The organism is Cryobacterium sp. TMS1-13-1, from assembly GCF_004403125.1.
GTDB lineage: Bacteria > Actinomycetota > Actinomycetes > Actinomycetales > Microbacteriaceae > Cryobacterium > Cryobacterium levicorallinum.
In genome coordinates this window covers 207,364-230,075 of record NZ_SOGX01000006.1, presented here as the reverse complement: position 1 = coordinate 230,075, position 22,712 = coordinate 207,364, and the positions used below count along the sequence as shown (strand labels likewise).

Genomic DNA, 22,712 nt, shown 5'->3' with positions numbered 1-22,712 from the left:
GCGAGAGGGAAACGCCCGGTCACATTCCGAACCCGGAAGCTAAGACTCTCAGCGCTGATGGTACTGCAGGGGGGACCCTGTGGGAGAGTAAGACACCGCCGGACTTAACTTAGAAACAACAGAAAAGCCATCCCTCACGGGGTGGCTTTTCTGCGTTAACGGCCACCCAGGGTGGCCGTTTCTCGTTAACACCACACCGCAAGCGGTCCCGCTTCGCACTGACCCATCCGTTGGTCGAGCCTGTCGAGACCGGCATCGGCACGACCGGGGCCGGCCTGCACACCCGGACTGAACCCCTGCGGGGCGACGGGACACTCAGCCGCAGCTCAAACACTCGAACTCGTCACCCCGCGAAAATCCCAACACCCCTCACATGACCGACACGTGATTGACGTGGGGAACAGCATCTACTTGGGTGGGGTTCTCAGCGCGATTTTGCGTGAGGGATTAGGCTTAGTAAGTCTGTCGAAATGCCGGACTAATTACACAGGAGATACAGTGAGCCCTTCAGGACCCCGCGACGGCGATTCCCGTAACAACGGTCAGGACGACCGTCGTTCGAACCAGAGCGGCCGACCCTCGAATGGGCGACCTGCCGGCGGACGCGATGGCGCGAAGCCACCGTACCGCGGTAACTCCGACCGCCCGCAGCAGGGTGGCGAGCGTCCTCCTTACCGTGGCAACTCGGACCGTCCTGCGCAGGGTGGAGAGCGAACTCCTTATCGCGGCAATTCCGATCGCCCCGCATACGGCGGCAACGACCGTGCTCCGTACCGTGGTAACTCTGATCGTCCGGCTCAGGGTGAGCGTGCTCCGTACCGTGGTAACTCGGATCGTCCGGCTCAGGGTGAGCGTGCTCCGTACCGGGGTAACTCTGACCGTCCCGGGCAGGGTGAGCGTGCTCCGTACCGGGGTAACTCTGACCGTCCCGGGCAGGGTGAGCGTGCTCCGTACCGGGGTAACTCTGAGCGTCCGGCCCAGGGGGAGCGTCCCCCGTACCGGGGTAACTCTGACCGTCCCGGGCAGGGGGAGCGTGCTCCGTACCGGGGTAACTCTGAGCGTCCGGCTCAGGGGGAGCGTGCTCCGTACCGGGGCAACTCTGAGCGTCCTGCCCAGGGGGAGCGACCTCCCTTCCGTGGCAATTCCGAGCGGACTTCCGGTGGCAACGACCGGGCTCCGTACCGGGGTAACTCTGAGCGTCCTGCCCAGGGGGAGCGTCCCCCGTACCGTGGCAATTCTGAGCGTCCGGCTCAGGGGGAGCGTCCTCCGTACCGGGGTAACTCTGATCGTCCGGGCCAGGGGGAGCGTCCTCCGTACCGGGGTAACTCTGACCGTCCCAGCAATGACCGGCCGAGAAGCGACAACGACAGCAAGCCGTGGACCCAGCGCGGCGGTTCGCCGAACCGTGCAGGCGCTCCGCGCGTCGATGCCGGCAAGAAGTTGTGGACCCGCGACGGCGCGCCGGCCCGTAACGACCGCGATGCCCGCGTCGTCGAAGAGGAGATGACCGAAGAGCAGCGCATGCAGCGCGAGCTGCGTTCGGTGCGTCCGCGTCACGACGACCCGGAACTTCCCGACGACATTTCGGCCAATGACCTTGACCGCATCGCCCGCAACGAGCTCAAGACCCTCACCAAGGAGAACGCCGAGACCGTCGGCCGTCACCTGGCGATGGCCGCCCGCGTCATCGACGAGAACCCGCAGCTGGCGCACCAGCATGTGATGAGCGCCGCCCGTCGGGCCGGCCGCATCGGTGTTGTGCGTGAAAGCCTCGCGATCACCGCGTATGCCACCGGTGACTTCGCGCTGGCCCTGCGCGAACTGCGCACCTACCGTCGCATCTCCGGCTCGAACGACCAGCTTCCCCTCATGGTCGACAGTGAACGTGGCGTCGGCCGCCCCGACCGTGCCCTCGAGCTCGGCCGTTCGGTCGATCGCAGCACGCTGTCCCCGTCCGTGCAGGTTGGCCTGGCCATCGCCATGTCCGGCGCACGACTGGACCTCGGTGAAACGGATGCCGCGCTCGTCGAGCTCGAAATTCCGCAGCTCAACCCGAACACGGCTTTCTCCTACAGCCCCGAGCTGTTCGCCGCCTACGCTGAGGTGCTGAGCGAACTCGGTCGCGAGGACGAAGCCGACGAGTGGCTCCAGCGGGCCTCCCGCGCCGACGCTGCCATCGGGGCCTCCGGTGACGATGACGAGACCGTCGAAATCGAAGAAATAGAAGAGGACAACGACGCCGCCCTCGCCGCCGAAGCCGCCGACGCCGGAGACGAAGACGACGAAGACGACACAGTGGCCGCCGGCGAAGCGGCTCGTGCCGTTGCCGAAGCCGGGCTCGACGCTGTCGCTGCGCCGATTACCGACGACGACGACGCCGACGACATCGTCAACGAAGCGGCGGACACCGCCGAAACCGACGTTGAGATCGACAACGAGGCGGAAACCGACGCCGCGGCATCCGTTTCAATTGCCGATTCAGACGACGAGACGGAGCCGAATGCTGCATCGCCGAAAGCCTGAGCCGGTGACGCCGCTGGACGGCGTTGACGTTCTGCTGGCCGATCTGGACGGTGTGGTGTACGCGGGCCCGGCGGCGATTCCCTTCGCCGTCGAGAGCCTGAACCGTGCCGCCGAGACGATTCGCGTTGGCTACATCACCAATAACGCCTCGCGCACCGATCAGTCGGTCGCCGACCACCTCACCGAGCTCGGGCTGAGCGTGGCGGCAGCGGATGTCGTCACCTCCCCCCAGGCAGCCGTTCGGCTGCTCGCCGAGCAGGTCGCACCCGGCGCGACCATCCTCGTGGTCGGTGGCGACGGCCTGGTCGACGAGGTCATCAAAGCTGGATTTGTGGTGACCCGCTCTGCAGACGACAAGCCGGCCGCTGTGATCCAGGGCTTCTCGCCCGAGGTTGGCTGGGTGCACCTTGCCGAAGCGGCCTTCGCGCTCAACGCCGACGGTGTGGGCACGGGCATTCCGTGGATCGCGACCAACACGGACTGGACCATTCCGGTCGCCCGCGGCATCGCTCCGGGTAACGGCACGCTGGTTTCGGCCGTGCACACCGCGGTCGGGCGGCTGCCACTCGTGGCCGGTAAGCCCGAAGCGGCCATTTTTTTGGAAGCTACTCGGCGGTTCGGCGCGCAGAACGCGCTCTTCATCGGCGACCGCCTCGATACCGATATTCTCGGCGCGAACCGGGCCGGCATTCCTGCCGTGCTCGTGCTGACCGGCATCGACCGGGCTAAGCAGGCCCTGGCCGCTGACAAAGATTCGCAGCCCGCATTCATCCTTGACAACCTGCAGCAGCTGCACGAACCGTACCCGGAGACCGTGTTCTCCAAGGACGGATCGACCGCGACGGTCAACGGAGCCAGCGTGCGCGTGCACGGCAATGACGTGCAGATTCTGAAAGACGGTGACGGCGCAATCAATCTGCTTCGCGCCGCCTGCGCTGCGATCTACCGGTCGGGACGGGCAATTTACGGGCTCAACGTTCCGGAGCGACTGTATCTCGCGCAGTAGCCTAGAGCTGTGAACCCCGAACCCGTACCGGTCGATCTCGCCGCGCAACTGGCGAAGATCGAGACCCAGCCGCTCGAGGCGCGCGCCGCAGCGTTCGGGGAGCTGCACGAGCAGTTGCGCGAACGGCTCGAAGACGCCGACCAGGCTGGCCAGGCATGACCGGCACCAGCACACCCAACGACCAGGAACCAGACGCACCCATGCCTGAGAACGACGCCGACCTTCCCGACGAGTTGAACGACACTGACAGCGTTCCAGAACGGATGCCAGCCTCCCGCCTCGACGCCGCCCTCGCCGATCGTGGGCTGGTGCGCTCCCGAACCGTCGCGGCCAAACTCATCGCCGACGGCCTCGTCACGGTAGACGGACTGCCGGTCGTGAAGGCCAGCACTAAAGTGTCAGCGGATGCTGTTCTCGAGGTGGCCGCGACCGACCACTACGTCAGCCGCGGTGCCCACAAGCTCATCGCCGCCCTCGACGCGTTCAACCTGAGCGTCACCGGGCGCACCGTGCTCGATGCCGGCGCGAGCACCGGCGGTTTCAGCCAGGTGTTGCTCGAACGCGGCGCCGCCCAGGTGCTCGCGGCTGATGTCGGCCATGGGCAGCTGGCTGCGCAACTGAAGACCGAGCCGCGTCTGAAACTGGTCGAGGGCTACAATATCCGCTATGCGACACCGGAAACCCTCGCCGGGGTATCCGGAATCGACACCCGACCCGACCTCGTCGTGGCCGACCTGTCGTTCATCTCCCTCACGACCGTGCTGCCGGCCCTCGCGGCCACGGCAGCACAGGGCGCCGACTTTGTACTGCTGATCAAGCCGCAGTTCGAGGTGGGCCGCGGCGGCATTCGGGAGGGCATCGTGCACGACAAAGGCCTGCGCAGCGACTCGATCGCCGGCGTGCTGTGGGCCGGCTGGGACCTCGGCCTGAAAACCTGCGGCGTGATCGCCTCGCCCATCATCGGGGCGGCCGGAAATCACGAGTATCTGTGCTGGATGAGCGCCACGGCCGGCTCAAATCCGACAGAATGGATGGAACGGATCGAAACCGTGGTGGGGGCGTGACGAGTTGAGCTACAGCCCGCGGTACTTTCTCATCGTTGCCCATACCGGTCGCCTCGACTCGGTCGAAGCCGCCTCGACGGTCTGCAAGCAGCTTCTCGCCGCGGGCGCCGTGCCGGTGCTGGCCAGCGACGAACGCGCCGACCTGCTCGCCGCCTGCCCGGAGCTCAACGGGCACATCGCCATTCTCGGCGAGACCGTGACAACCGCCGACCTCGAGCTGGTCATCGTGCTCGGCGGTGACGGCACCATTCTGCGTTCGGCCGAACTCGTGCGTGGTTGTTCGGCCCCGCTGCTCGGGATCAATCTCGGCCACGTCGGTTTTCTCGCCGAGAGCGAGCGGGACGACCTCGGTGAGGCCGTGCGCCGCGCCCTCAAGGGCGACTACGAGGTCGAAGAACGACTCGCCCTGTCGGTGCGGGTCAAGGTCGCCAACGAGGTTGTCTACGAAACCTGGGCGCTCAACGAGGTCACCGTTGAAAAGGCCAGCCGTGAACGCATGATCGAGGTTGTCGTCGAGGTTGACGGCCGTCCGCTATCGTCATTTGGCTGCGATGGCGTCGTGTTCTCCACCCCGACCGGCTCGACCGCGTACTCGTTCTCGGCCGGCGGCCCCATCGTCTGGCCGGGCGTCGAAGCGCTGCTGCTGGTACCGCTCAGCGCACACGCCCTGTTCGCCCGGCCGCTCGTCGTCGGCCCCGATTCGTCCCTGGCCGTCGAGGTGCTCTCCCGCACCGGAGCCCGCGCCGTGCTCTGCGCCGATGGCCGCCGTACCCAGGACCTTCCGAGCGGCGCCCGCGTGATCGTGCGCCGCTCGAGCGTACCGGTGCGCCTGGCCCGCCTGCACATCGGCCCGTTCACGGACCGCCTGGTCAACAAATTCAACCTGCCGGTCACCGGCTGGCGCGGCCCGGTCGGCCGCGAGTAATCCGATGATCGACGAGCTGTTCATCCGCGACCTCGGCGTCATCGCCGAGGCGACGCTGCCGCTTGGGCCTGGTTTCACCGCCGTCACCGGTGAAACCGGCGCCGGAAAAACCATGGTGGTCACCGCGCTCGGCCTGCTACTCGGCGATCGAGCGGATGCCGGCACCGTGCGGCAGGGCCAGCCGCAAAGTTTCGTGCAGGGCCGCTGGGTCATCGACCCCGACGGTCCCGTCGCCGAACGCGTGCGCGACGCCGGGGGAGACCTCGACGGCCCCGAACTCATTCTCGGACGCTCCGTCTCGAGCGAAGGGCGCAGCCGGGCGACGGTCGGCGGACGCGGCGCTCCGGCGAGCGTACTCGGCGACCTGCGCAACGACCTCGTCGTCGTGCACGGCCAAAGCGACCAGGTGCGCTTGCGCTCCGCCGCCGCCCAGCGCGACGCCCTCGACCGCTTCGCCGGGCCCGACCTCTCCGCAGTGCTCGCCGACTACCAGCATTCCTTCCGCCGCTGGCAGGCCAACCAGACCGACCTGGACCGGCTCGTCACCGAACAGGATTTGCGTTCCCGCGAAGCCGACGACCTCCGGGCCGCCATCGCTGAGATCGAAACGGTCGCCCCGCAACGCGGCGAAGACGCCGAGCTCGGTGAACGTGCCGAACGCCTCGGCAACCTCGAAGAGCTGCGCCTGGCCAGCGAACAGGCCCGCCAGCTCATCTCCGCCGAAGATAACCCCGACGACTTGCCCGACGTTGTCGCGCTGCTCGAAACCGCCCGGCGCGCCCTCGACCGGGTCGCCACCCACGATGTGGCGCTGCCACCGCTCGTCACCGCGATCGCCAACGTCGGTTTCGTCGTCGCGGATATCGCCGCCGAACTCTCCAGCTACCTCGCCGGCCTCGACGCCGACGGTGCCCGCGAACTCGAAATCGTGCAGGAACGCCGCGCCGAACTGAGCATCCTCGCCCGTAAATACACCGGCGGCCTCGACGAGGCCATCGAATTTCGAGGCACCGGCAGCACCCGTCTGCTCGAGCTCGACTCCGACTCCGACCGCATCGAAACCCTCACCGCTGAAACGGATTCCGACCATCTGCTGGTCACCGATCTCGCCACCGTCCTCACCGCGCTCCGTGCAGCGGCAGCCGTGCGTCTCGGTGCCCTGGTCACCGCCGAGCTCGGCGCACTGGCAATGCCGGACGCCGTCCTCCACGTGCTGGTCGAACCGGGGAGCGAATTCACCGTCACCGGCTGCGACCTCGTGCGCCTACTGCTGCAGCCCCACGCCGGGGCCGAGCCGCGATCGCTCGCACGCGGGGCATCCGGTGGCGAACTGTCTCGGGTCATGCTCGCGATCGAGGTCGTCATCAACGCGACCGACCCGGTGCCCACCTTCGTCTTCGACGAGATCGACGCTGGCGTCGGCGGTGCCGCCGCGATTGAAATCGGACGGCGACTGGCTCGCCTGGCCGAAACCGCCCAGGTGATCGTGGTCACCCACCTCGCCCAGGTCGCCGCGTTCGCCGTGAACCACCTCAGCGTGGTCAAGGACAGCGACGGATCCGTCACCGCCTCGAGCGTGCGCCAGTTGCGCGGCGAGGATCGGGCCGCCGAAATGGCCCGCCTGCTGTCGGGTCTGCCCGACTCGAAGAGCGGCCTCGAACACGCCAGAGAACTGCTCGACCTCGCCCAGTCCACCCCGTCCCAGCCAGCGACAAAAATCAGGTGATAGCATTGAAGCCCGTGGTGGAAAATATAATTGCGGACAGATCAGGACCGAGCAGGTCAAACGGCACAACCAAGCACATCTTCGTGACCGGGGGTGTGGTCTCCTCGCTCGGTAAGGGCTTGACGGCGGCCAGCCTCGGAAACCTACTCACGGCACGCGGCCTGCGGGTCGTCATGCAGAAGCTCGACCCGTATCTCAACGTCGACCCGGGAACGATGAACCCGTTCCAGCACGGCGAGGTCTTCGTGACCGACGACGGCGCGGAGACCGACCTCGATATCGGGCACTACGAACGTTTTCTTGACATCAACCTCGGCCAGTCGGCCAACGTGACGACCGGGCAGATCTACTCGCAGGTGATCGCCAAGGAACGCCGTGGCGAGTACCTCGGCGACACCGTGCAGGTCATCCCGCACATCACCGACGAGATCAAACGCCGCATGCGCCTGCAGGCGAGCGATGAGGTGCGCCCCGACGTCATCATCACCGAGGTCGGCGGCACCGTCGGTGACATCGAGTCCCAGCCGTTCCTCGAGGCTGCTCGTCAGGTGCGCCACGAACTCGGCCGCGGCAACGTCTTCTTCGTGCATGTCTCGCTCGTTCCGTTCCTCGGCGCGGCCGGCGAGCAGAAGACCAAGCCCACCCAGCACTCCGTCGCGACACTGCGTTCCATTGGAATTCAGCCGGACGCCCTCGTGCTGCGCAGCGACCGGCCCGTCTCCGAGGCGAACAAGCGCAAAATTGCGCTCATGTGCGACGTTGACGAAGACGCCGTGGTCAACGCCGTCGACGTCGCGTCGATCTACGAGATCCCCACCATGTTGCACGACCAGGGCCTCGACAAGTACATCGTCAACGCCCTCGGCCTCGTCGCTGACGGCGTCGACTGGACCGGCTGGGAGAACCTGCTCGAAGCCGTGCGCCACCCCAAGCACGAGGTCACCATCGGCCTGGTCGGCAAGTACATCGACCTGCCGGATGCCTACCTCTCGGTCACCGAGGCGCTGCGAGCCGGCGGGTTCGCCAACCAGACCAGGGTCAAAATCGTCTGGATCGGCTCCGACGACTGCGAGACCGACGAGGGAGCCGCGCGTCTGCTCGGCGAACTTGACGGCATTTGCGTGCCCGGCGGCTTCGGCATTCGCGGGATCGAGGGCAAGCTCGGCGCCCTCAAATTCGCCCGCGAAAACGGCATCCCGGTGCTCGGACTGTGCCTCGGCCTGCAGTGCATGGTCATCGAATACGCCCGCAACAAGGCCGACCTGCCCGGCGCCTCCTCCAGCGAGTTCGACCCGGAAACAGAGTTTCCGGTCATCGCGACCATGGAAGAACAGGTCGAAATCATCGCCGGCGGCGACCTCGGTGGCACCATGCGCCTCGGCCTCTACCCGGCAACGCTCGCCGAGGGATCCCTCGTCGCCGAGCTGTACGGCGCCAATGAGGCTTCCGAACGTCACCGCCACCGCTACGAGGTCAACAACGCCTTCCGTGACCAGATCGCCCTGGCCGGCCTGTGGTTCTCCGGAACCAGTCCGGACCGCCACCTGGTCGAATACGTCGAGCTCAAGCGCGACGAGCACCCGTTCTACGTCGGAACCCAGGCTCACCCGGAGCTGCGGTCCAGGCCGAACCACGCGCATCCGCTGTTTCGCGGCCTGGTCGCCGCAGCCCTCGACCGCCAGCAGGCCAGCCGGTTGTTCGAGGTGAAGGAAGAGCTCAGTGCCTGAACCACTGCAGGATGACGTGGCTCCGGTCACGGTGACCGCGAGCGAGGTCGTCTTCGACGGCGCCATCTGGAACGTGCGCCGCGACAGCTTCGAGTGCAACGGCGCGAGCATCACCCGCGAATACCTCGACCACCCCGGCGCGGTGGCCGTGCTCGCCCTCGACGAGCACGACCGGGTATTGCTGATCAAGCAGTACCGGCACCCGACCGGCCTGCGCGGCTGGGAGCTGCCAGCCGGGCTGCTCGACGTAAGCGGCGAACATGCCCTGATCGGTGCCCAGCGCGAGCTCGCCGAGGAAGCGGATGTCGTCGCCACGGCCTGGGCGCTGCTCACCGAGTTCTACACCTCGCCCGGCGGCAGCAATGAAGCCATCCGGGTCTACCTGGCGCGCGGCGTCTCGGCGGTTCCCGCCTTCGCACGCACCGAAGAAGAAGCCGATATCGAGTTGCGCTGGGTGTCCCTCGACGACTGCGTCGACGCCGTACTGGCGCGGCGGGTCGAGAACCCGATCCTGATCGTGGGTATTCTGGCCGCGCACGTGGCCAAGTCACGCGGGTGGAGCACGCTCGCGCCGGCCGACCTGCCGTGGCCGCGGCATCCACTCAACCGGCACGTCACAGCCTAGGCATGACGATCGCCACGGCGGTAGATGGGTATCTGCGGCACGTGGCGGTCGAGCGCGGTCTCGCCGCGAACACCGTCGCTGCTTACCGCCGTGACCTCGGGCTGTACACGGCGTGGCTGGCCGGCCAGCCCGTTGCGGACCTCGCCGACGCCCCGCCGCGCCCGATCACGAACCTGCGTGCCATCACCCCGCACCACGTGTCGGCATTTGTGCAATACCTCGGCCTGCGTCCGGAGTCGCCGCTGACCGCCGCGTCGATCGCGCGCATCCTCTCGACCGTGCGTGGATTCCACCGGTTTCTGCTCGGTGAGGGCCTGGTCGAAACGGATGTCGCGCACGACAGTAAGCCGCCCAAACTCGCCCTGCGCCTGCCCAAGGCCATCTCGATCGAGCAGGTGGCCGCGCTGCTCGCGGCGACCGACGGCGACGATGTGCAGCGCCTGCGCGACAAGGCCCTGCTCGAACTGCTCTACGCGACCGGCGCGCGGGTGAGCGAGGTGGTCGACCTCAACGTCGACGACGTGCGCCTCGAAGACTTCGACTCCGTGCGGCTCACCGGCAAGGGCGACAAGCAGCGCATCGTTCCGGTCGGCAGCTTCGCCCGCGCCGCCGTCTCCGACTACCTGGTTCGGGCACGGCCGATGTTGTCGGCGCGCGGACGGTCGACGCCGGCACTGTTTCTCGGGCTGCGCGGGCAGCGAGTGAGTCGGCAAAACGCCTGGCTCATCATTCGCGCGGCTGCCGAACGCGCCGGACTGACCGTGCCCGTATCCCCGCACACCCTGCGGCATTCCTTTGCGACGCACCTGCTCGCCGGCGGCGCCGACGTGCGCGTCGTGCAAGAACTGCTCGGCCATTCCTCGGTCGCCACCACCCAGATCTACACCCTGGTGACGGCGGACACCCTGCGCGACATGTACACCCTCTCCCACCCGAGAGCCCGCTGATAATTGCGCGAGAGCGCAAAAAGTGCCCGTATGGCGAGTCCAAATGGGCACTTTTTGCGCTCTCGCGAGCAGTGGCAGGGGGTGCGCGGCGATCCTTGCGAAGACCGGGCGATCTAATCGCTAGAATCGACCAAGTGATGGGTGCAGGACAAATCAAGGGCGGGCCAGTGACGCGTAAGTTGAGCGAGCGGATTTCGCTTCCCGGTTTCGACGAGATACCGGTGGGCCCGACGGGACGCGAAAAACACGAATTCGCCGAACCGGAGCCGCTGAAAAGCCACGGTCCGGCCCGCATCATCTCCCTGTGCAACCAGAAGGGTGGCGTCGGCAAGACCACGACAACCATCAACCTCGGTGCCGCCCTGGCCCGCTACGGCCGCCGAGTGCTCGCGATTGACTTCGACCCGCAGGGCGCCCTCTCGGCCGGCCTCGGCGTGCCCACGCACGACGTCACCACCATCTACGACCTGCTGCTCAACGGCAAGGTCGACCCGAAAGACGCTATTCAGCCGACCTCGGTCGAGGGACTCGACGTCATCCCGGCCAACATCGATCTCTCTGCCGCCGAGGTGCACCTGGTCAACGAGGTCGCCCGTGAGCAGATTCTGTCCCGCGTGCTGCGCAAGGTGTCCGGCGACTACGACGTCATTCTCATCGACTGCCAGCCGTCGCTCGGCATTCTCACCGTGAACGCGCTCACCGCAAGCCACGGCGTGCTGATTCCGCTGGAGTGCGAATTCTTCGCCCTGCGCGGTGTCGCCCTGCTCATCGAAACCATCGACAAGGTGCGCGACCGCCTCAATCCGGCGATCGAACTCGACGGAATTCTCGCCACCATGTACGACTCCCGCACCCTGCACTCTCGCGAGGTACTCGAGCGAGTCGTCGACGCCTTCGGTCACAGTGTGCTCGAAACCGTCATCGGCCGCACCGTCAAATTTCCCGACGCGAGCGTGGCCGGGGTACCCATCACCGACTTCGCGCCAGAGCACGCGGCTGCCAAGGCCTACCTGCAGGTGGCCCGCGAATTGATCCACCGTGGCGCAGTCGCCTAGCGCGGCCGAGAAGCCCGCGTTTTCGGTCGCCCTCGGCGTTTTCGAGGGTCCGTTCGACCTGCTGTTGAAACTGATCACCCGGCACGAACTCGACATCACCGAGATCTCGCTCAGCCAGGTCACCGACGAATTCATCTCCTATCTGCGCGGCCTTGACGCGGCGGAAGAACTCGACCAGGCCACCGAATTTCTGGTCGTCGCCGCGACACTGCTGGATCTCAAGGTGGCCGGACTGCTTCCGCAGGGCGAACTCGTCGACGCCGAAGACGTCGCCCTGCTCGAAGCCCGCGACCTGCTGTTCGCCCGCTTGCTGCAGTACCGCGCCTTCAAGGAGGCTGCGACCTGGTTCAGCGAGCAGCTCGAGATCGAGACCCGCCGACACGTGCGCTCGGTGCGCCTCGAAGAGAAGTACCGCCAGAAGACCCCGGAGCTGGTCTGGACGCTCTCCCTCGCCGACTTCGCCGCGCTGGCAGCCGTCGCCCTCGCCCCGCGCGAGCTGCCCAGTGTGGGCCTCGACCACCTGCACGCGCCGCTCGTGAGCATCCGCGAGCAGGCCGCCTACGTCGTCGCCATGCTGCAGCAGGGGGAGCCGGTCTCGTTTCGTGCGCTCATCGCCGGCACCGACGAGAAGGGCGTCATTATCGCCCGCTTTCTCGCGGTGCTCGAGCTGTACCGCCATGGTGCCGTCTCCTTTGACCAAATCGAGCCCCTCGGTGAGCTCACCCTGCGCTGGAGCACCCAGTCCTGGACCGACGAAAACCTCGCCTCGCTCGGAGCCGACTATGACAATTGAAAACCAGACCACCGACACCCGGTCACGCACGCCGCAAACGGATGCTGCAGCATCCGCTTCACCGGCCGCCAGCGAAAAAGACCAAAACCAGAACGCCGCATTCCACTCCCTCGACCGCCAGCTCGAAGCCGTGCTCATGGTCGCTGACGAACCGCAGGGGCTCGTACACCTCGCGACCGCCGTCGGGCGGCCCATCGCCGCGGTGGCGGCATCCGTTGCCCGGCTGGTCGCCGATTTCGACGGCCTGCGCAACGCCGACGGTACCCAAACGGTGCGTCGCGGCTTTGAGCTGCGCGAGGTCGCCGGCGGCTGGCGCATCTACGTGCGCGCCACCCACGACGAACTCGTGACCGACTTCGTGCTCACGCAGAATCCCAGCCGGCTCAGCCAGGCGGCCCTCGAGACGCTCGCCGTGATCGCCTACAAGCAGCCGATCAGCCGCGGCCAGGTTGCGAGCATTCGGGCGGTCAACGTCGACTCCGTCGTGCGCACCCTGCTCGGGCGCGGCCTGGTCACCGAGGCATTCACCGACAGTGAAACCGGCGCGATCAACTACGCCACCACAGACTTGCTGCTTACCCAGCTCGGAATCAACTCGCTCGACGAGTTACCCCACCTATCGCCGTTGCTTGACGGCGGAACCGACGGATTCGAGGATCTGCTTTGACCGACAACATCCCCCAGGACCAGACGCCCCGCGACCCCAACTTCAACCCGGAGGCCGCCGCCGACGGCGTCCGCCTGCAGAAGGTACTGGCCTCGGCCGGCGTAGCCAGCCGCCGCGTCTCCGAAGATCTCATCACCTCCGGTCGCGTGCGGGTGAACGGCAAGGTTGTCACCGAGCTCGGTCGCCGCGTGCACCCTGAAACCGACCAGGTCGCCGTCGACAACGTGGCCGTGCAGCTCGACACCACCCGCCGGTACCTCATGCTCAACAAGCCGGTCGGCGTCGTCTCCTCGATGCAGGACGAGAGCGGCCGCCCCGACCTGCGCGAGTTCACCGACCAATTCGATGAACGCCTGTTCAACGTGGGCCGGCTCGATGCCCAGACCAGCGGCCTGCTCATTCTTACCAATGACGGCGACCTCGCCCACGTGCTCGCCCACCCCTCCTTCGGTGTCTCCAAGACCTACATCGCCAAGGTGGAGGGCCGCGTCTCGCCGCAGACCATCGGCCAGCTGCAGAGCGGCATCGAACTCGACGACGGCCCCATTCACGCCGACAAGGCCCGCATTCTGACGAGCCCTCCCGGCGGCGGCTACAGCATGGTCGAGCTGACCCTGCACTCCGGCCGTAACCGCATCGTGCGACGGATGCTCGACGCCGTCGGTCACCCCGTGGTCGATCTGGTGCGTCGCCAGTTCGGGCCGTTGAACCTCGGAACCCTGCAGCAGGGCGCCGTGCGGGAACTCACCCGCGAAGAACTGGGCCAGCTGCTCACAGTGTCCCGCCAGGCGCCGAGCGCTCGCCCTGATGCTAACTAACTCCGCGCGAACTAAGGACTGAACTCCATGGCTGAAAGCCGCCTCGTCGGCCCGGTGCGCATCGTCGGCGTCGGCCTGCTCGGAACCAGCGTCGGCCTCGGCCTGCGTAACCGCAAGATCGAAACGATTCTTAGCGATGCCTCGCCGACCAACCTGCGCATCGCGATCGATTACGGCGCCGGCCGGGCCGCCCAGCCAGACGACGAGCCGCAGCTGATCGTGGTCTGCGTGCCGCCCGACGTCACCGCCGACATCGTCGCCCGCGAACTCGAGGCGTACCCCGGCGCGATCGTGACGGATGTCGCAAGCGTCAAGCTTGCCCCACTGGCCGAGCTGCGCGAGCGTGGCGCCGATATCAGCCGCTACATCGGATCGCATCCGCTGGCCGGTCGGGAGAAGGGTGGCCCGCTCTCCGGCCGCGCCGACCTGTTCATCGGCCGCCCCTGGGTCGTTGCCGCACACGACGCGATCAGCTACCAGCAGGCGGGAGCCATTGACGACCTCATCCTCGACCTCGGCGCTATTTTGGTCGAGATGACGCCCGAGGAACATGATCTCGGCGTCGCCCTGGTCTCGCACGTCCCGCAGGTCATCTCGACCCTGATGGCCCGCCGCCTCACCGGTGCCGCGCACTCCTCGCTGAACCTCGCCGGTCAGGGGCTGCGCGACGTGACCCGCGTCGCAGCGAGCGACCCCGATTTGTGGGTGCAGATTCTCGGCGCCAATGCCGGCCCGGTGCGCGATGTGCTGCTGGCCTACCGCGACGACCTCGACCGGTTCATCGATGCACTAGAAGACCCCGCCAAGCCGGGAGCGCAGCGTCAGATCGCTGAAGAACTCGGCGGGGGCAACGCCGGAGTGGCCCGACTGCCCGGAAAACACGGCCAGGACCGGCGTTTCTCCTCGATGGTGGTCATGGTCAACGACCAGCCGGGCCAGATCGCCCGCCTGCTCAACGACATCGGCGACCTCGGAGTTAACCTCGAAGACTTACGCTTGGAACACTCGCCGGGCGCCCAAATCGGCCTCGCCGAAATCTCCGTACTGCCCGAGGCCGTCACTCGCCTCACCGAAGAGCTGGCCGCCCGCGGCTGGCGGATTGCTGGTTAACGCATGGCACGTCACGCCCTCCCCACCCTCGTCGCCATCGACGGACCGGCCGGCAGCGGCAAGTCGAGTGTGAGCCGTGCTGCCGCACGCCGCCTCGGCTTCGCCTACCTCGACACCGGCGCCGCTTACCGGGCGCTGGCCTGGCTGGTTCTCGACCGCAACACCGACAGCAGCCAAGCGGATGCCGTCACCGCGATCCTGAAAGACTTCGACTACTCGATCGGTACCGACCCCGACGAGTATTTCGTGACGGTGGGGGAGACCGACGTGACCGACGCCATCCGCTCGCCAGAAGTCAGTGCAGCGGTGAGCGCTGTCGCCCGCGTTCCCGAGGTGCGGGCTGCGCTCACCGAGCTCTTTCGCAGCCTGGCCGCGAACGTGGATCGGCCCGGTGTCGTGGTCGAAGGACGCGACATTACGACCATCGTGGCCCCCGAGGCGGAGGTGCGCATTCTACTCACGGCATCCGAGGAGGCTAGAATGGCTAGACGCTCTGCGGAAATAACGACCCAGTCGGCTGAAACCGTGGCAGAACAGCTGCGATCGCGAGATCGCGCTGACTCACAGGTTGTCGATTTCATGAGCGCCGCAGACGGTGTGATAACCGTCGACTCCACCCATCTCGACTTCGAGCAGACCATTGAAGCGGTCATCGACGTCATACACACACGCACGAAGCGGGCTTTGAATGAGTAACGAATACGACGACACGAGCTCAGCGCTCGACACCGAGCTGGCGGAACGACTCGCCAACCTCGATGAGGAACTCGCCACCCGGCGTTCCGCCGCGCTGCGCACGGACCTCGACAACTACGACCTCGACGAGGAAGACCTCGACGTACTGGAGGCCGTCACCGACGACCCCGACGCCATCCAGTACCTTCCCGCCGTTCCAGTGATCGCTATCGTCGGCCGCCCGAACGTGGGCAAGTCGGCGTTGGTCAACCGCATTCTCGGCCGCCGTGAGGCCGTTGTGGAGGACACCCCCGGGGTCACGCGTGACCGCGTTGCGTACAAGGGCGATTGGAACGAACGCAAGTTCAGCCTCGTCGACACCGGCGGCTGGGAGCCAGACGCCAAGGGTATCGACGCTTCCGTCGCCGCTCAGGCCGAGATCGCCATCGACCTGTCCGACCTCGTCATGTTCGTCGTCGACTCCAACGTGGGCCCGACCTCGACCGATGAGGCCGTCGTGCGCATGCTGCGCAAGAGCGGCAAGCCGGTCTTCCTGATCGCCAACAAGGTCGACGACGTGCGCCAGGAACCCGAAGCGGCCAGCCTGTGGTCGCTCGGCCTCGGCCAGCCCTGGCCGGTTTCCGCCCTGCACGGTCGTGGTGTTGCCGACCTGCTCGATGCGATCCTGCTCGTTCTGCCCGAAATCTCCAACGTTGCCAAGCAGGAGGTCGGCGGCCCGCGCCGCGTGGCCATCCTCGGCCGCCCGAACGTCGGAAAGTCCAGCCTGCTCAACAAGGTGGTGGGGGAGGAGCGCGTTGTTGTCAACGAGCTCGCCGGCACAACCCGTGACCCGGTGGACGAGCAGGTTGAACTCGGCGGTAAGGTGTGGCGTTTCGTCGATACTGCCGGCATCCGTCGCCGTGTTCACCTCTCGCAGGGCGCCGACTTCTACGCCTCGCTGCGCACCAGCGCCGCCCTCGAAAAGGCCGAGGTTGCCGTCGTGCTGCTCGACGTGACCGAGGTCATCAGCGAGCAGGACGTGCGCGTCATCGACCTCGTGATCGAGTCGGGCCGTGCGCTCGTGCTCGCCTTCAATAAGTGGGACCAGATCGACGACGACCGTCGCCGCTACCTCGAACGTGAAATCGAGCAGGACCTGGCCCACGTGGCGTGGGCCCCCCGCGTGAACATCTCCGCCAAGACCGGTCGCCACATGGAGAAGCTGGTTCCGGCCCTCGAGCTCGCGCTCGAATCCTGGGACACCCGCATCGCCACCGGCAAGTTCAACGCCTTCCTGGCCGAGCTGGCCGCCGCCCACCCGCACCCCGTGCGCAGCGGCAAGCAGCCCCGCATTCTGTTCGGCACCCAGGCCTCGAGCCGCCCGCCGACGTTCGTGGTCTTCACCACCGGGTTCCTCGACCCGGGCTACCGTCGCTACATTCAGCGTCGCCTGCGCGAGATCTACGGCTTCGAGGGAAGCCCGATCAACCTCAGCATGCGCGTGCGCGAGAAGCGCAAACGCTAACTTCTTTTGAACGGATGCGGCCGGGCCTGTTTACGCAGGTCCGGCCGCATTTTTTCGTATCCGGCGGGCATCGTTATGAAGGTGGAATATTACGGGTCGATTTGTGTCTTCGGATATTCTGAGCCAAGCTCAGGTATTACCCTAATGGCTCCCTACAGCCGACCACCTGCACGTACCGAACTTGTGCGCGACCCGGAATATACATAACGAGCCCATGGCATATAAAGAAGCCCGCACGTCCAAAATCGACCACAACTCAACCCGTGCCCCTCAACACCTCGCCGAAAGTAGCTCGCCCCGGGCTCGACGATTGGCTGTTTGGGCGGCACTCGCCGCCTCGACGATCGCCCTCTCGGGGCTCGCGGCTGTTCCGGCTATCGCCGAAGTAGGCGGCTCCGACCGAAGCGGTGCCGACCGGAGCGCTGCCGACCCGATGACCCCGTCCATCGTTGTCCCGGCCGGCGAAAGTGTCACCACCCGATTGGGCAATGTACCTAGCGGCCTGAGCTCCATCGAGGTGGAATACTCCACATCGAACGATGGAGTGCCCACCCAGGTCGAAATTTCTGTCGGCCCCGAGAACACCCAAACCTATTCATTCACCGCTCCGACCGGCACGAGCGCTACGGCCACCATCACGGTTCCCGTGACGGATAAGACCGACGGCACGATCACCGCGAGCAGTAGCGTCTCGACGGTGTCGCTGAATCTCGCCCTCGTCGGCTTCGAACGCGGCGAGGCTGATCGCGCGCCCACGCCCAGTCCCGTGCTGGCACCAGCTCCGAAGCCGTCGCCCACGCCGGCTCCCGAGCCCACCCCGGCCCCCGAGCCGACTCCCACTCCGACTCCGACGCCCGAGCCCACCCCGTCGCGTGGCGGTATGCCCGGTGAGTCCAACACCGGCGTTCCTGCCGGTACCGCGCTCACCGTGCACAACGATGACATCACTGTCACCAAGGCCGGCACAGTGCTCGATGGCCTCGACATTCGTGGTCTGGTCAAAATTGAGGCCGCGAACGTCACCATTAAGAACTCCATCATCCGTGGTCGCGAATTGAACGGCATCGGGGCGCTGATCAATAACCTCGGCGGCTTCAGCAACCTCGTCATTGTCGATACCGAGCTGCGCCCCTCCATCGCGTCGCCCGACGCCATGGGCATCTACGGCTACAACTTCACCGCGACCCGGGTGGACATCAACAATGTCATCGACGGAATCCACGTCACCGGCAGCAACGTCGTGATCAAGGACAGCTGGATCCACGACAACCTGCACTACCGGAACGACCCGAATCACGGCGGTACGCCGAGTCATGATGACTCTATCCAAATCCAGGTCGGCATCAATATCAGCGTCACCGGCAATCGTCTGACCGATGCGTACAGTGCCGCGGTGCAGATCACGCAGGACCGTGGACGGGTCGCCAACTTCTCGTACACGGACAACTACGCTGACGGCGGGCACTGCACCGTGAATATCGCCGAGAAGGACTATGGGCCTCTCCAGGGTACGACGATCACCGACAACGAGTTCGGCCGCGACACCAGCCTGAATAATTGTGCTGTCATCGCGCAGACCTCGACGAAGATCGATTTCGCTCGTAACTACTTCACCGACGGCAGCCCGGTGAAAATTTCCAAGGGGTAATTCTCAAAAATTCTTGAACGGATGCGGCCGGACCTGTTAACGCAGGTCCGGCCGCTTTTTTCTGTCCAAATTTTGCAAATCGTCTACCCCTGAACGGGGGTGAACCTGAGAAAGTCATGTGATCGCTTGTGACATTGCCCATTGTGGGTAATGCTCATCTTACTCACCAAGGCCTCCTACAGCCCCTCACTCGCACCTCCCGATTCTGTGCACTAGACGAAATGTGAACCATGTCCTCCACTGCTTTCGCTTCGCGTTTTACCCCTCGACCTTCTCGCCGCCTCGCCCTCATCGCCGCGGCCGGCGCCTTCGCCGTCGCGTTCAGCGGCCTCGCCGTTGTGCCGGCCAGCGCCGCCGTCAACACCGTCACGGTCGCCGTGCCGGCCGGTAGCAAGGTCTCGAGCGACCTCGGCACCATTCCGGCCGACGCCGCTTCCGTTGACGTCATGTTCGACACCACCGCTGCCGCCCGCACAGACATCAAGGTTCTGGTCGGCCCGGAGTACACGCAGCGCTACTACTTCACCGCTCCGGTCGGCGATGGCCCCGAGCGCACCTACACGGTTCCGGTCACCAGCAAGTCAGACGGAACCATTGTCGTCGCCAGCAGCGACGCCAACGTCAAGGTCGAGATGACCGTCGTCGGCTACACCAAGAAGGTCGTTCCGGCACCGACCCCGGCTCCGGCACCCGCACCCGCCCCGGCCCCTGCACCCGCCCCGGCCCCTGCACCCGCCCCTGCACCCGCTCCTGCACCCGCCCCGGCCCCCGCACCCGCCCCGGCCCCTGCACCCGCTCCTGCACCCGCTCCTGCACCCGCTCCGGCACTCGCTCCGACCGCGGTGCCCACCGGTACTATGCTCAATGGCACAAATACCGGTGTTCCCGCCGGTACCGTGCTCAAGGTCGTCAATGGTGACGTCAACGTCACCGTCCCCGGTACCGTGCTCAACGGCCTCGATATTCGCGGTCTGGTCAAGATCAGCGCCGCCAACGTCACGATCAAGAACTCGATCATTCGTGGTCGTGCCGACAAGCCCGGCGTGCTCATCAACAACCTGGGTGGCTTCAGTAACCTGGTCGTGACCGACACCGAAATTTTTCCCACCGTCATGTCGAACAATAACCACGGGATCTACGGCTATAACCTCACCGCGACCCGCCTGAACATTCACAACGTGATCGACGGCATCCACATCACCGGCAGCAACGTGACCGTGCAGAACTCCTGGATCCACGACCACGCACACTACGCGCAGGACCCGAACCACGGTGGAACGCCCAGCCACGACGACGGCATCCAGGTTCAGGTCGGCAACAACATCAAGGTCAACGGCAACCGTCTGACGGGCGCTTACAGCGCCGCCGTGCAGGTCACGCAGGACCGCGGAAAGGTCTCCAACTTCAGCTTCACCAACAACTACGCCGACGGCGGACACTGCACGGTGAACATCGCCCAGAAGACCTACGGCCCCCTGGTCGGCACCGTCATCAAGGACAACACGTTCGGCCGTGACACCGACAACTTCAACTGCGGCATTATCTCGTCGACCACGACCATCATCGACCACGCTCGCAACTTCTTCACCGACGGCACCGCCGTCACCATCCGCAAGGGTGCCTAGGCCGCAGTATTCCCCACCCGGCTAGCTCCCACCAAGAATTCTCTTGCAGGAAACCAGGCGGGCCCCACATGCGCAGCACGCGGGGCCCGCCTTATTGTGTGTGCCGGCCACGCGCATCTGCCCCCGACACCGCTATGCGCACCCGTGACTCGATCTCGACAACGCCCCATTCCGTCGGTCGAGCTCGCACCGCGAGGGGCTCGACATCATCGAGACAGAGATGAAGAATACCCCGGGCGGCAAACAGCGGCGCATCCTGTTCGGCACCCCAGCCGCGAGCCGCCCGCCGACGTTCGTGGGGTTCACCACCCAGGTTTCTCGACCTGGGCTACCTTCGCTACATTCAGCCTCGCCTGCGCCAGATCTACGGCTTCGAAGGAAGGCCAATCAACCTCAGCAGGCGCGAGAAGCGCAAATGCTAAACTCGCAGACTCGAAGCGGTCGATCCTGTTATTGCAGGTCCGGCCTCTTTTTGGTGGTGCGACCGCCCGCCGGATGCGGCGCACAGGTGTCGACTCGATTTGCGTGCCCATCAGTAGTGGGTAATGCTCATTAGGTACATTGTGGCCCCCTACGGCCGATCACCTGCACGTCCCGAACTTGTGCATGACCCGGAATATACGGAACTAGCCAATGGCATTTAGAAACATCCGCAAGTCCCACCTCGATCAGAATCCAATTCAAACCACCCGGGCTGTCGCCAATAGCAGCCCGCGCAAGACCACACGATTGACCATTCTCGCAACACTCGCGGTTTCCGCAATCGCGATCTCCGGCCTCGCTGCTGTTCCGGCCACTGCCGCCAGCAGCGGTGCTGAGACGACCAGCACCTCGATTATCATCCCGGCTGGACGGAGCATGACCACCAAGTTGGGAACAGTGCCGTCCGGCTTGAAATCCGTCGATGTGACGTTCTTCACGTCTGACGTCGCGGCCCGAACTCAGGTGAAAATTGCGGTCGGTCCGGAGGACACGAAAACGTACTCGTTTACCGTGCGTCCGGGAACCAGCGCGGTCAAGACCATTACCGTTCCCGTGACGAAGAAGACGGATGGAACGGTCACCGCGTCCAGCAGCATCGCCGACGTCACTCTGAACTTGGCCGTGGCCGGTTTTGAGCGCGTCGCAACGAGCACGCCACCGGCTCCTACTCCGGAGCCGACTCCTACTCCGGAGCCGGCTCCTACTCCGACTCCGGAGCCGACTCCTACTCCTACTCCGGAGCCGACGCCTACTCCTACTCCGACTCCGACTCCGACTCCGACTCCGGAGCCGACTCCTACTCCGACTCCTACTCCTACTCCAGCGCCGGTCGTGACCCCACCCACCAGTGGTACGCCGATCGCGACGAACACCGGCGTTCCGGCCGGCACAGTGCTCAAGGTCGTCACCGGTGACATCAACGTCACCACCCCCGGCACAGTGCTCAACGGCCTTGACATTCGCGGTCTGGTCAAGATCAGCGCCGCCAACGTCACCATTAAGAACTCGATCATTCGTGGTCGTGCCGACAAGCCCGGCGTGCTCATCAACAACCTGGGTGGCTTCAGTAACCTGGTCGTGACCGACACCGAAATTTTTCCCACCGTCATGTCGAACGATAACCACGGGATCTACGGCTATAACTTCACCGCGACCCGTCTGAACATTCACAACGTGATCGACGGTGTCCACATCACCGGCAGCAATGTGACCGTGCAGAACTCCTGGATCCATGACCACGCACACTACGCGCAGGACCCGAACCACGGTGGAACGCCCAGCCACGATGACGGCATCCAGGTTCAGGTCGGCAACAACATCAAAATCGACGGCAACCGCCTCACCGGCAGCTACAGCGCCGCCGTGCAGGTCACGCAGGACCGTGGAAAGGTCTCCAACTTCAGCTTCACCAACAACTACGCCGACGGCGGACACTGCACGGTGAACATCGCCCAGAAGACCTACGGCCCCCTGGTCGGCACCGTCATCAAGGACAACACGTTCGGCCGTGACACCGACAACTTCAACTGCGGCATTATCTCGTCGACCGCGACCACCATCGACGATGCTCGCAACTTCTTCACCGACGGCACCGCCGTCACCATCCGCAAGGGTGCCTAGGCCGCAGTATTCCCCACCCGGCTAGCTCCCACCAAGAATTCTCTTGCAGGAAACCAGGCGGGCCCCACGTGCGCAGCACGCGGGGCCCGCTTTTTTGCATGTCCAGCGCGCCGAGTCAGGCGCCGCGCCGCGGCGGACCCGGTCCTGGTC

Annotated in this window: 19 protein-coding genes, 1 rRNA gene and 1 pseudogene; all 21 read left to right on the top strand. The window is 65.6% G+C overall.

The genetic code is table 11. The annotated features are described in order from the left end of the window. Window positions 1-104: ribosomal RNA gene (gene rrf / locus E3T31_RS05710) — 5S ribosomal RNA — on the top strand; the annotation flags it as partial. A 1,336-nt stretch (window positions 105-1,440) separates the two neighbouring features. Beyond that, complete coding sequence (locus tag E3T31_RS17965; protein ID WP_174844849.1) at window positions 1,441-2,523, top strand: hypothetical protein; 1,083 nt, start codon at window positions 1,441-1,443, stop codon at window positions 2,521-2,523. Next, window positions 2,501-3,529, top strand: coding sequence for an HAD-IIA family hydrolase (locus tag E3T31_RS05700; protein ID WP_134467867.1), 1,029 nt, complete (start codon window positions 2,501-2,503; stop codon window positions 3,527-3,529). The genes E3T31_RS17965 and E3T31_RS05700 overlap by 23 nt, the downstream gene beginning before the upstream one ends. 9 nt (window positions 3,530-3,538) lie before the next feature. Further along, complete coding sequence (locus tag E3T31_RS17685) at window positions 3,539-3,688, top strand: hypothetical protein (RefSeq protein ID WP_166788395.1); 150 nt, start codon at window positions 3,539-3,541, stop codon at window positions 3,686-3,688. 104 nt (window positions 3,689-3,792) lie between these two features. Further along, window positions 3,793-4,593, top strand: a complete 801-nt coding sequence (locus E3T31_RS05695) for a TlyA family RNA methyltransferase (RefSeq protein WP_134467892.1) — start codon at window positions 3,793-3,795, stop codon at window positions 4,591-4,593. A 4-nt stretch (window positions 4,594-4,597) separates the two neighbouring features. Beyond that, on the top strand, window positions 4,598-5,518 hold the full coding sequence (locus E3T31_RS05690) for an NAD kinase (protein ID WP_134467866.1): 921 nt from the start codon (window positions 4,598-4,600) through the stop codon (window positions 5,516-5,518). Between the two features lie 4 nt (window positions 5,519-5,522). Beyond that, on the top strand, window positions 5,523-7,244 hold the full coding sequence (gene recN / locus E3T31_RS05685; RefSeq protein WP_134467865.1) for a DNA repair protein RecN: 1,722 nt from the start codon (window positions 5,523-5,525) through the stop codon (window positions 7,242-7,244). 29 nt (window positions 7,245-7,273) lie between these two features. After that, entirely contained in the window at window positions 7,274-8,971 is a 1,698-nt protein-coding gene (locus E3T31_RS05680; protein ID WP_174844851.1) for a CTP synthase, read from the top strand. Beyond that, window positions 8,964-9,596, top strand: a complete 633-nt coding sequence (locus E3T31_RS05675) for an NUDIX hydrolase (RefSeq protein WP_134467864.1) — start codon at window positions 8,964-8,966, stop codon at window positions 9,594-9,596. Before E3T31_RS05680 ends, E3T31_RS05675 begins: the two co-directional genes overlap by 8 nt. A gap of 2 nt (window positions 9,597-9,598) precedes the next feature. Next, window positions 9,599-10,543 carry a site-specific tyrosine recombinase XerD gene (locus E3T31_RS05670; protein WP_134467863.1) on the top strand — a complete coding sequence of 315 codons (945 nt, stop codon included), beginning with the start codon at window positions 9,599-9,601 and terminating at the stop codon, window positions 10,541-10,543. A gap of 167 nt (window positions 10,544-10,710) precedes the next feature. After that, window positions 10,711-11,598: a ParA family protein gene (locus tag E3T31_RS05665; protein ID WP_233195351.1), complete on the top strand. Its 888-nt coding sequence runs from the start codon at window positions 10,711-10,713 to the stop codon at window positions 11,596-11,598. Next, window positions 11,582-12,391 carry a ScpA family protein gene (locus E3T31_RS05660; protein ID WP_134467862.1) on the top strand — a complete coding sequence of 270 codons (810 nt, stop codon included), beginning with the start codon at window positions 11,582-11,584 and terminating at the stop codon, window positions 12,389-12,391. Before E3T31_RS05665 ends, E3T31_RS05660 begins: the two co-directional genes overlap by 17 nt. After that, entirely contained in the window at window positions 12,381-13,058 is a 678-nt protein-coding gene (locus E3T31_RS05655) for an SMC-Scp complex subunit ScpB (protein ID WP_134467861.1), read from the top strand. The genes E3T31_RS05660 and E3T31_RS05655 overlap by 11 nt, the downstream gene beginning before the upstream one ends. An 8-nt stretch (window positions 13,059-13,066) precedes the next feature. After that, a complete protein-coding gene (locus tag E3T31_RS05650) occupies window positions 13,067-13,876 on the top strand; it encodes a pseudouridine synthase (RefSeq protein ID WP_134467890.1) in 810 nt (269 codons plus the stop codon). 27 nt (window positions 13,877-13,903) lie between these two features. Then, on the top strand, window positions 13,904-14,986 hold the full coding sequence (locus E3T31_RS05645) for a prephenate dehydrogenase (protein WP_134467860.1): 1,083 nt from the start codon (window positions 13,904-13,906) through the stop codon (window positions 14,984-14,986). Between the two features lie 3 nt (window positions 14,987-14,989). Continuing rightward, complete coding sequence (gene cmk / locus E3T31_RS05640) at window positions 14,990-15,682, top strand: (d)CMP kinase (RefSeq protein WP_134467859.1); 693 nt, start codon at window positions 14,990-14,992, stop codon at window positions 15,680-15,682. Next, window positions 15,675-17,186 carry a ribosome biogenesis GTPase Der gene (gene der, locus E3T31_RS05635; protein ID WP_134467858.1) on the top strand — a complete coding sequence of 504 codons (1,512 nt, stop codon included), beginning with the start codon at window positions 15,675-15,677 and terminating at the stop codon, window positions 17,184-17,186. Before cmk ends, der begins: the two co-directional genes overlap by 8 nt. A 214-nt stretch (window positions 17,187-17,400) precedes the next feature. After that, complete coding sequence (locus E3T31_RS18015; RefSeq protein ID WP_206750308.1) at window positions 17,401-18,834, top strand: hypothetical protein; 1,434 nt, start codon at window positions 17,401-17,403, stop codon at window positions 18,832-18,834. 230 nt (window positions 18,835-19,064) lie between these two features. Continuing rightward, entirely contained in the window at window positions 19,065-20,459 is a 1,395-nt protein-coding gene (locus tag E3T31_RS17960; protein WP_134467856.1) for a hypothetical protein, read from the top strand. Between the two features lie 235 nt (window positions 20,460-20,694). Further along, window positions 20,695-20,881: pseudogene (locus E3T31_RS18210) on the top strand (ribosome biogenesis GTPase Der); the annotation flags it as partial. A 211-nt stretch (window positions 20,882-21,092) separates the two neighbouring features. Beyond that, window positions 21,093-22,562, top strand: a complete 1,470-nt coding sequence (locus tag E3T31_RS17955; RefSeq protein ID WP_174844846.1) for a hypothetical protein — start codon at window positions 21,093-21,095, stop codon at window positions 22,560-22,562. Window positions 22,563-22,712: the final 150 nt, after the last annotated feature.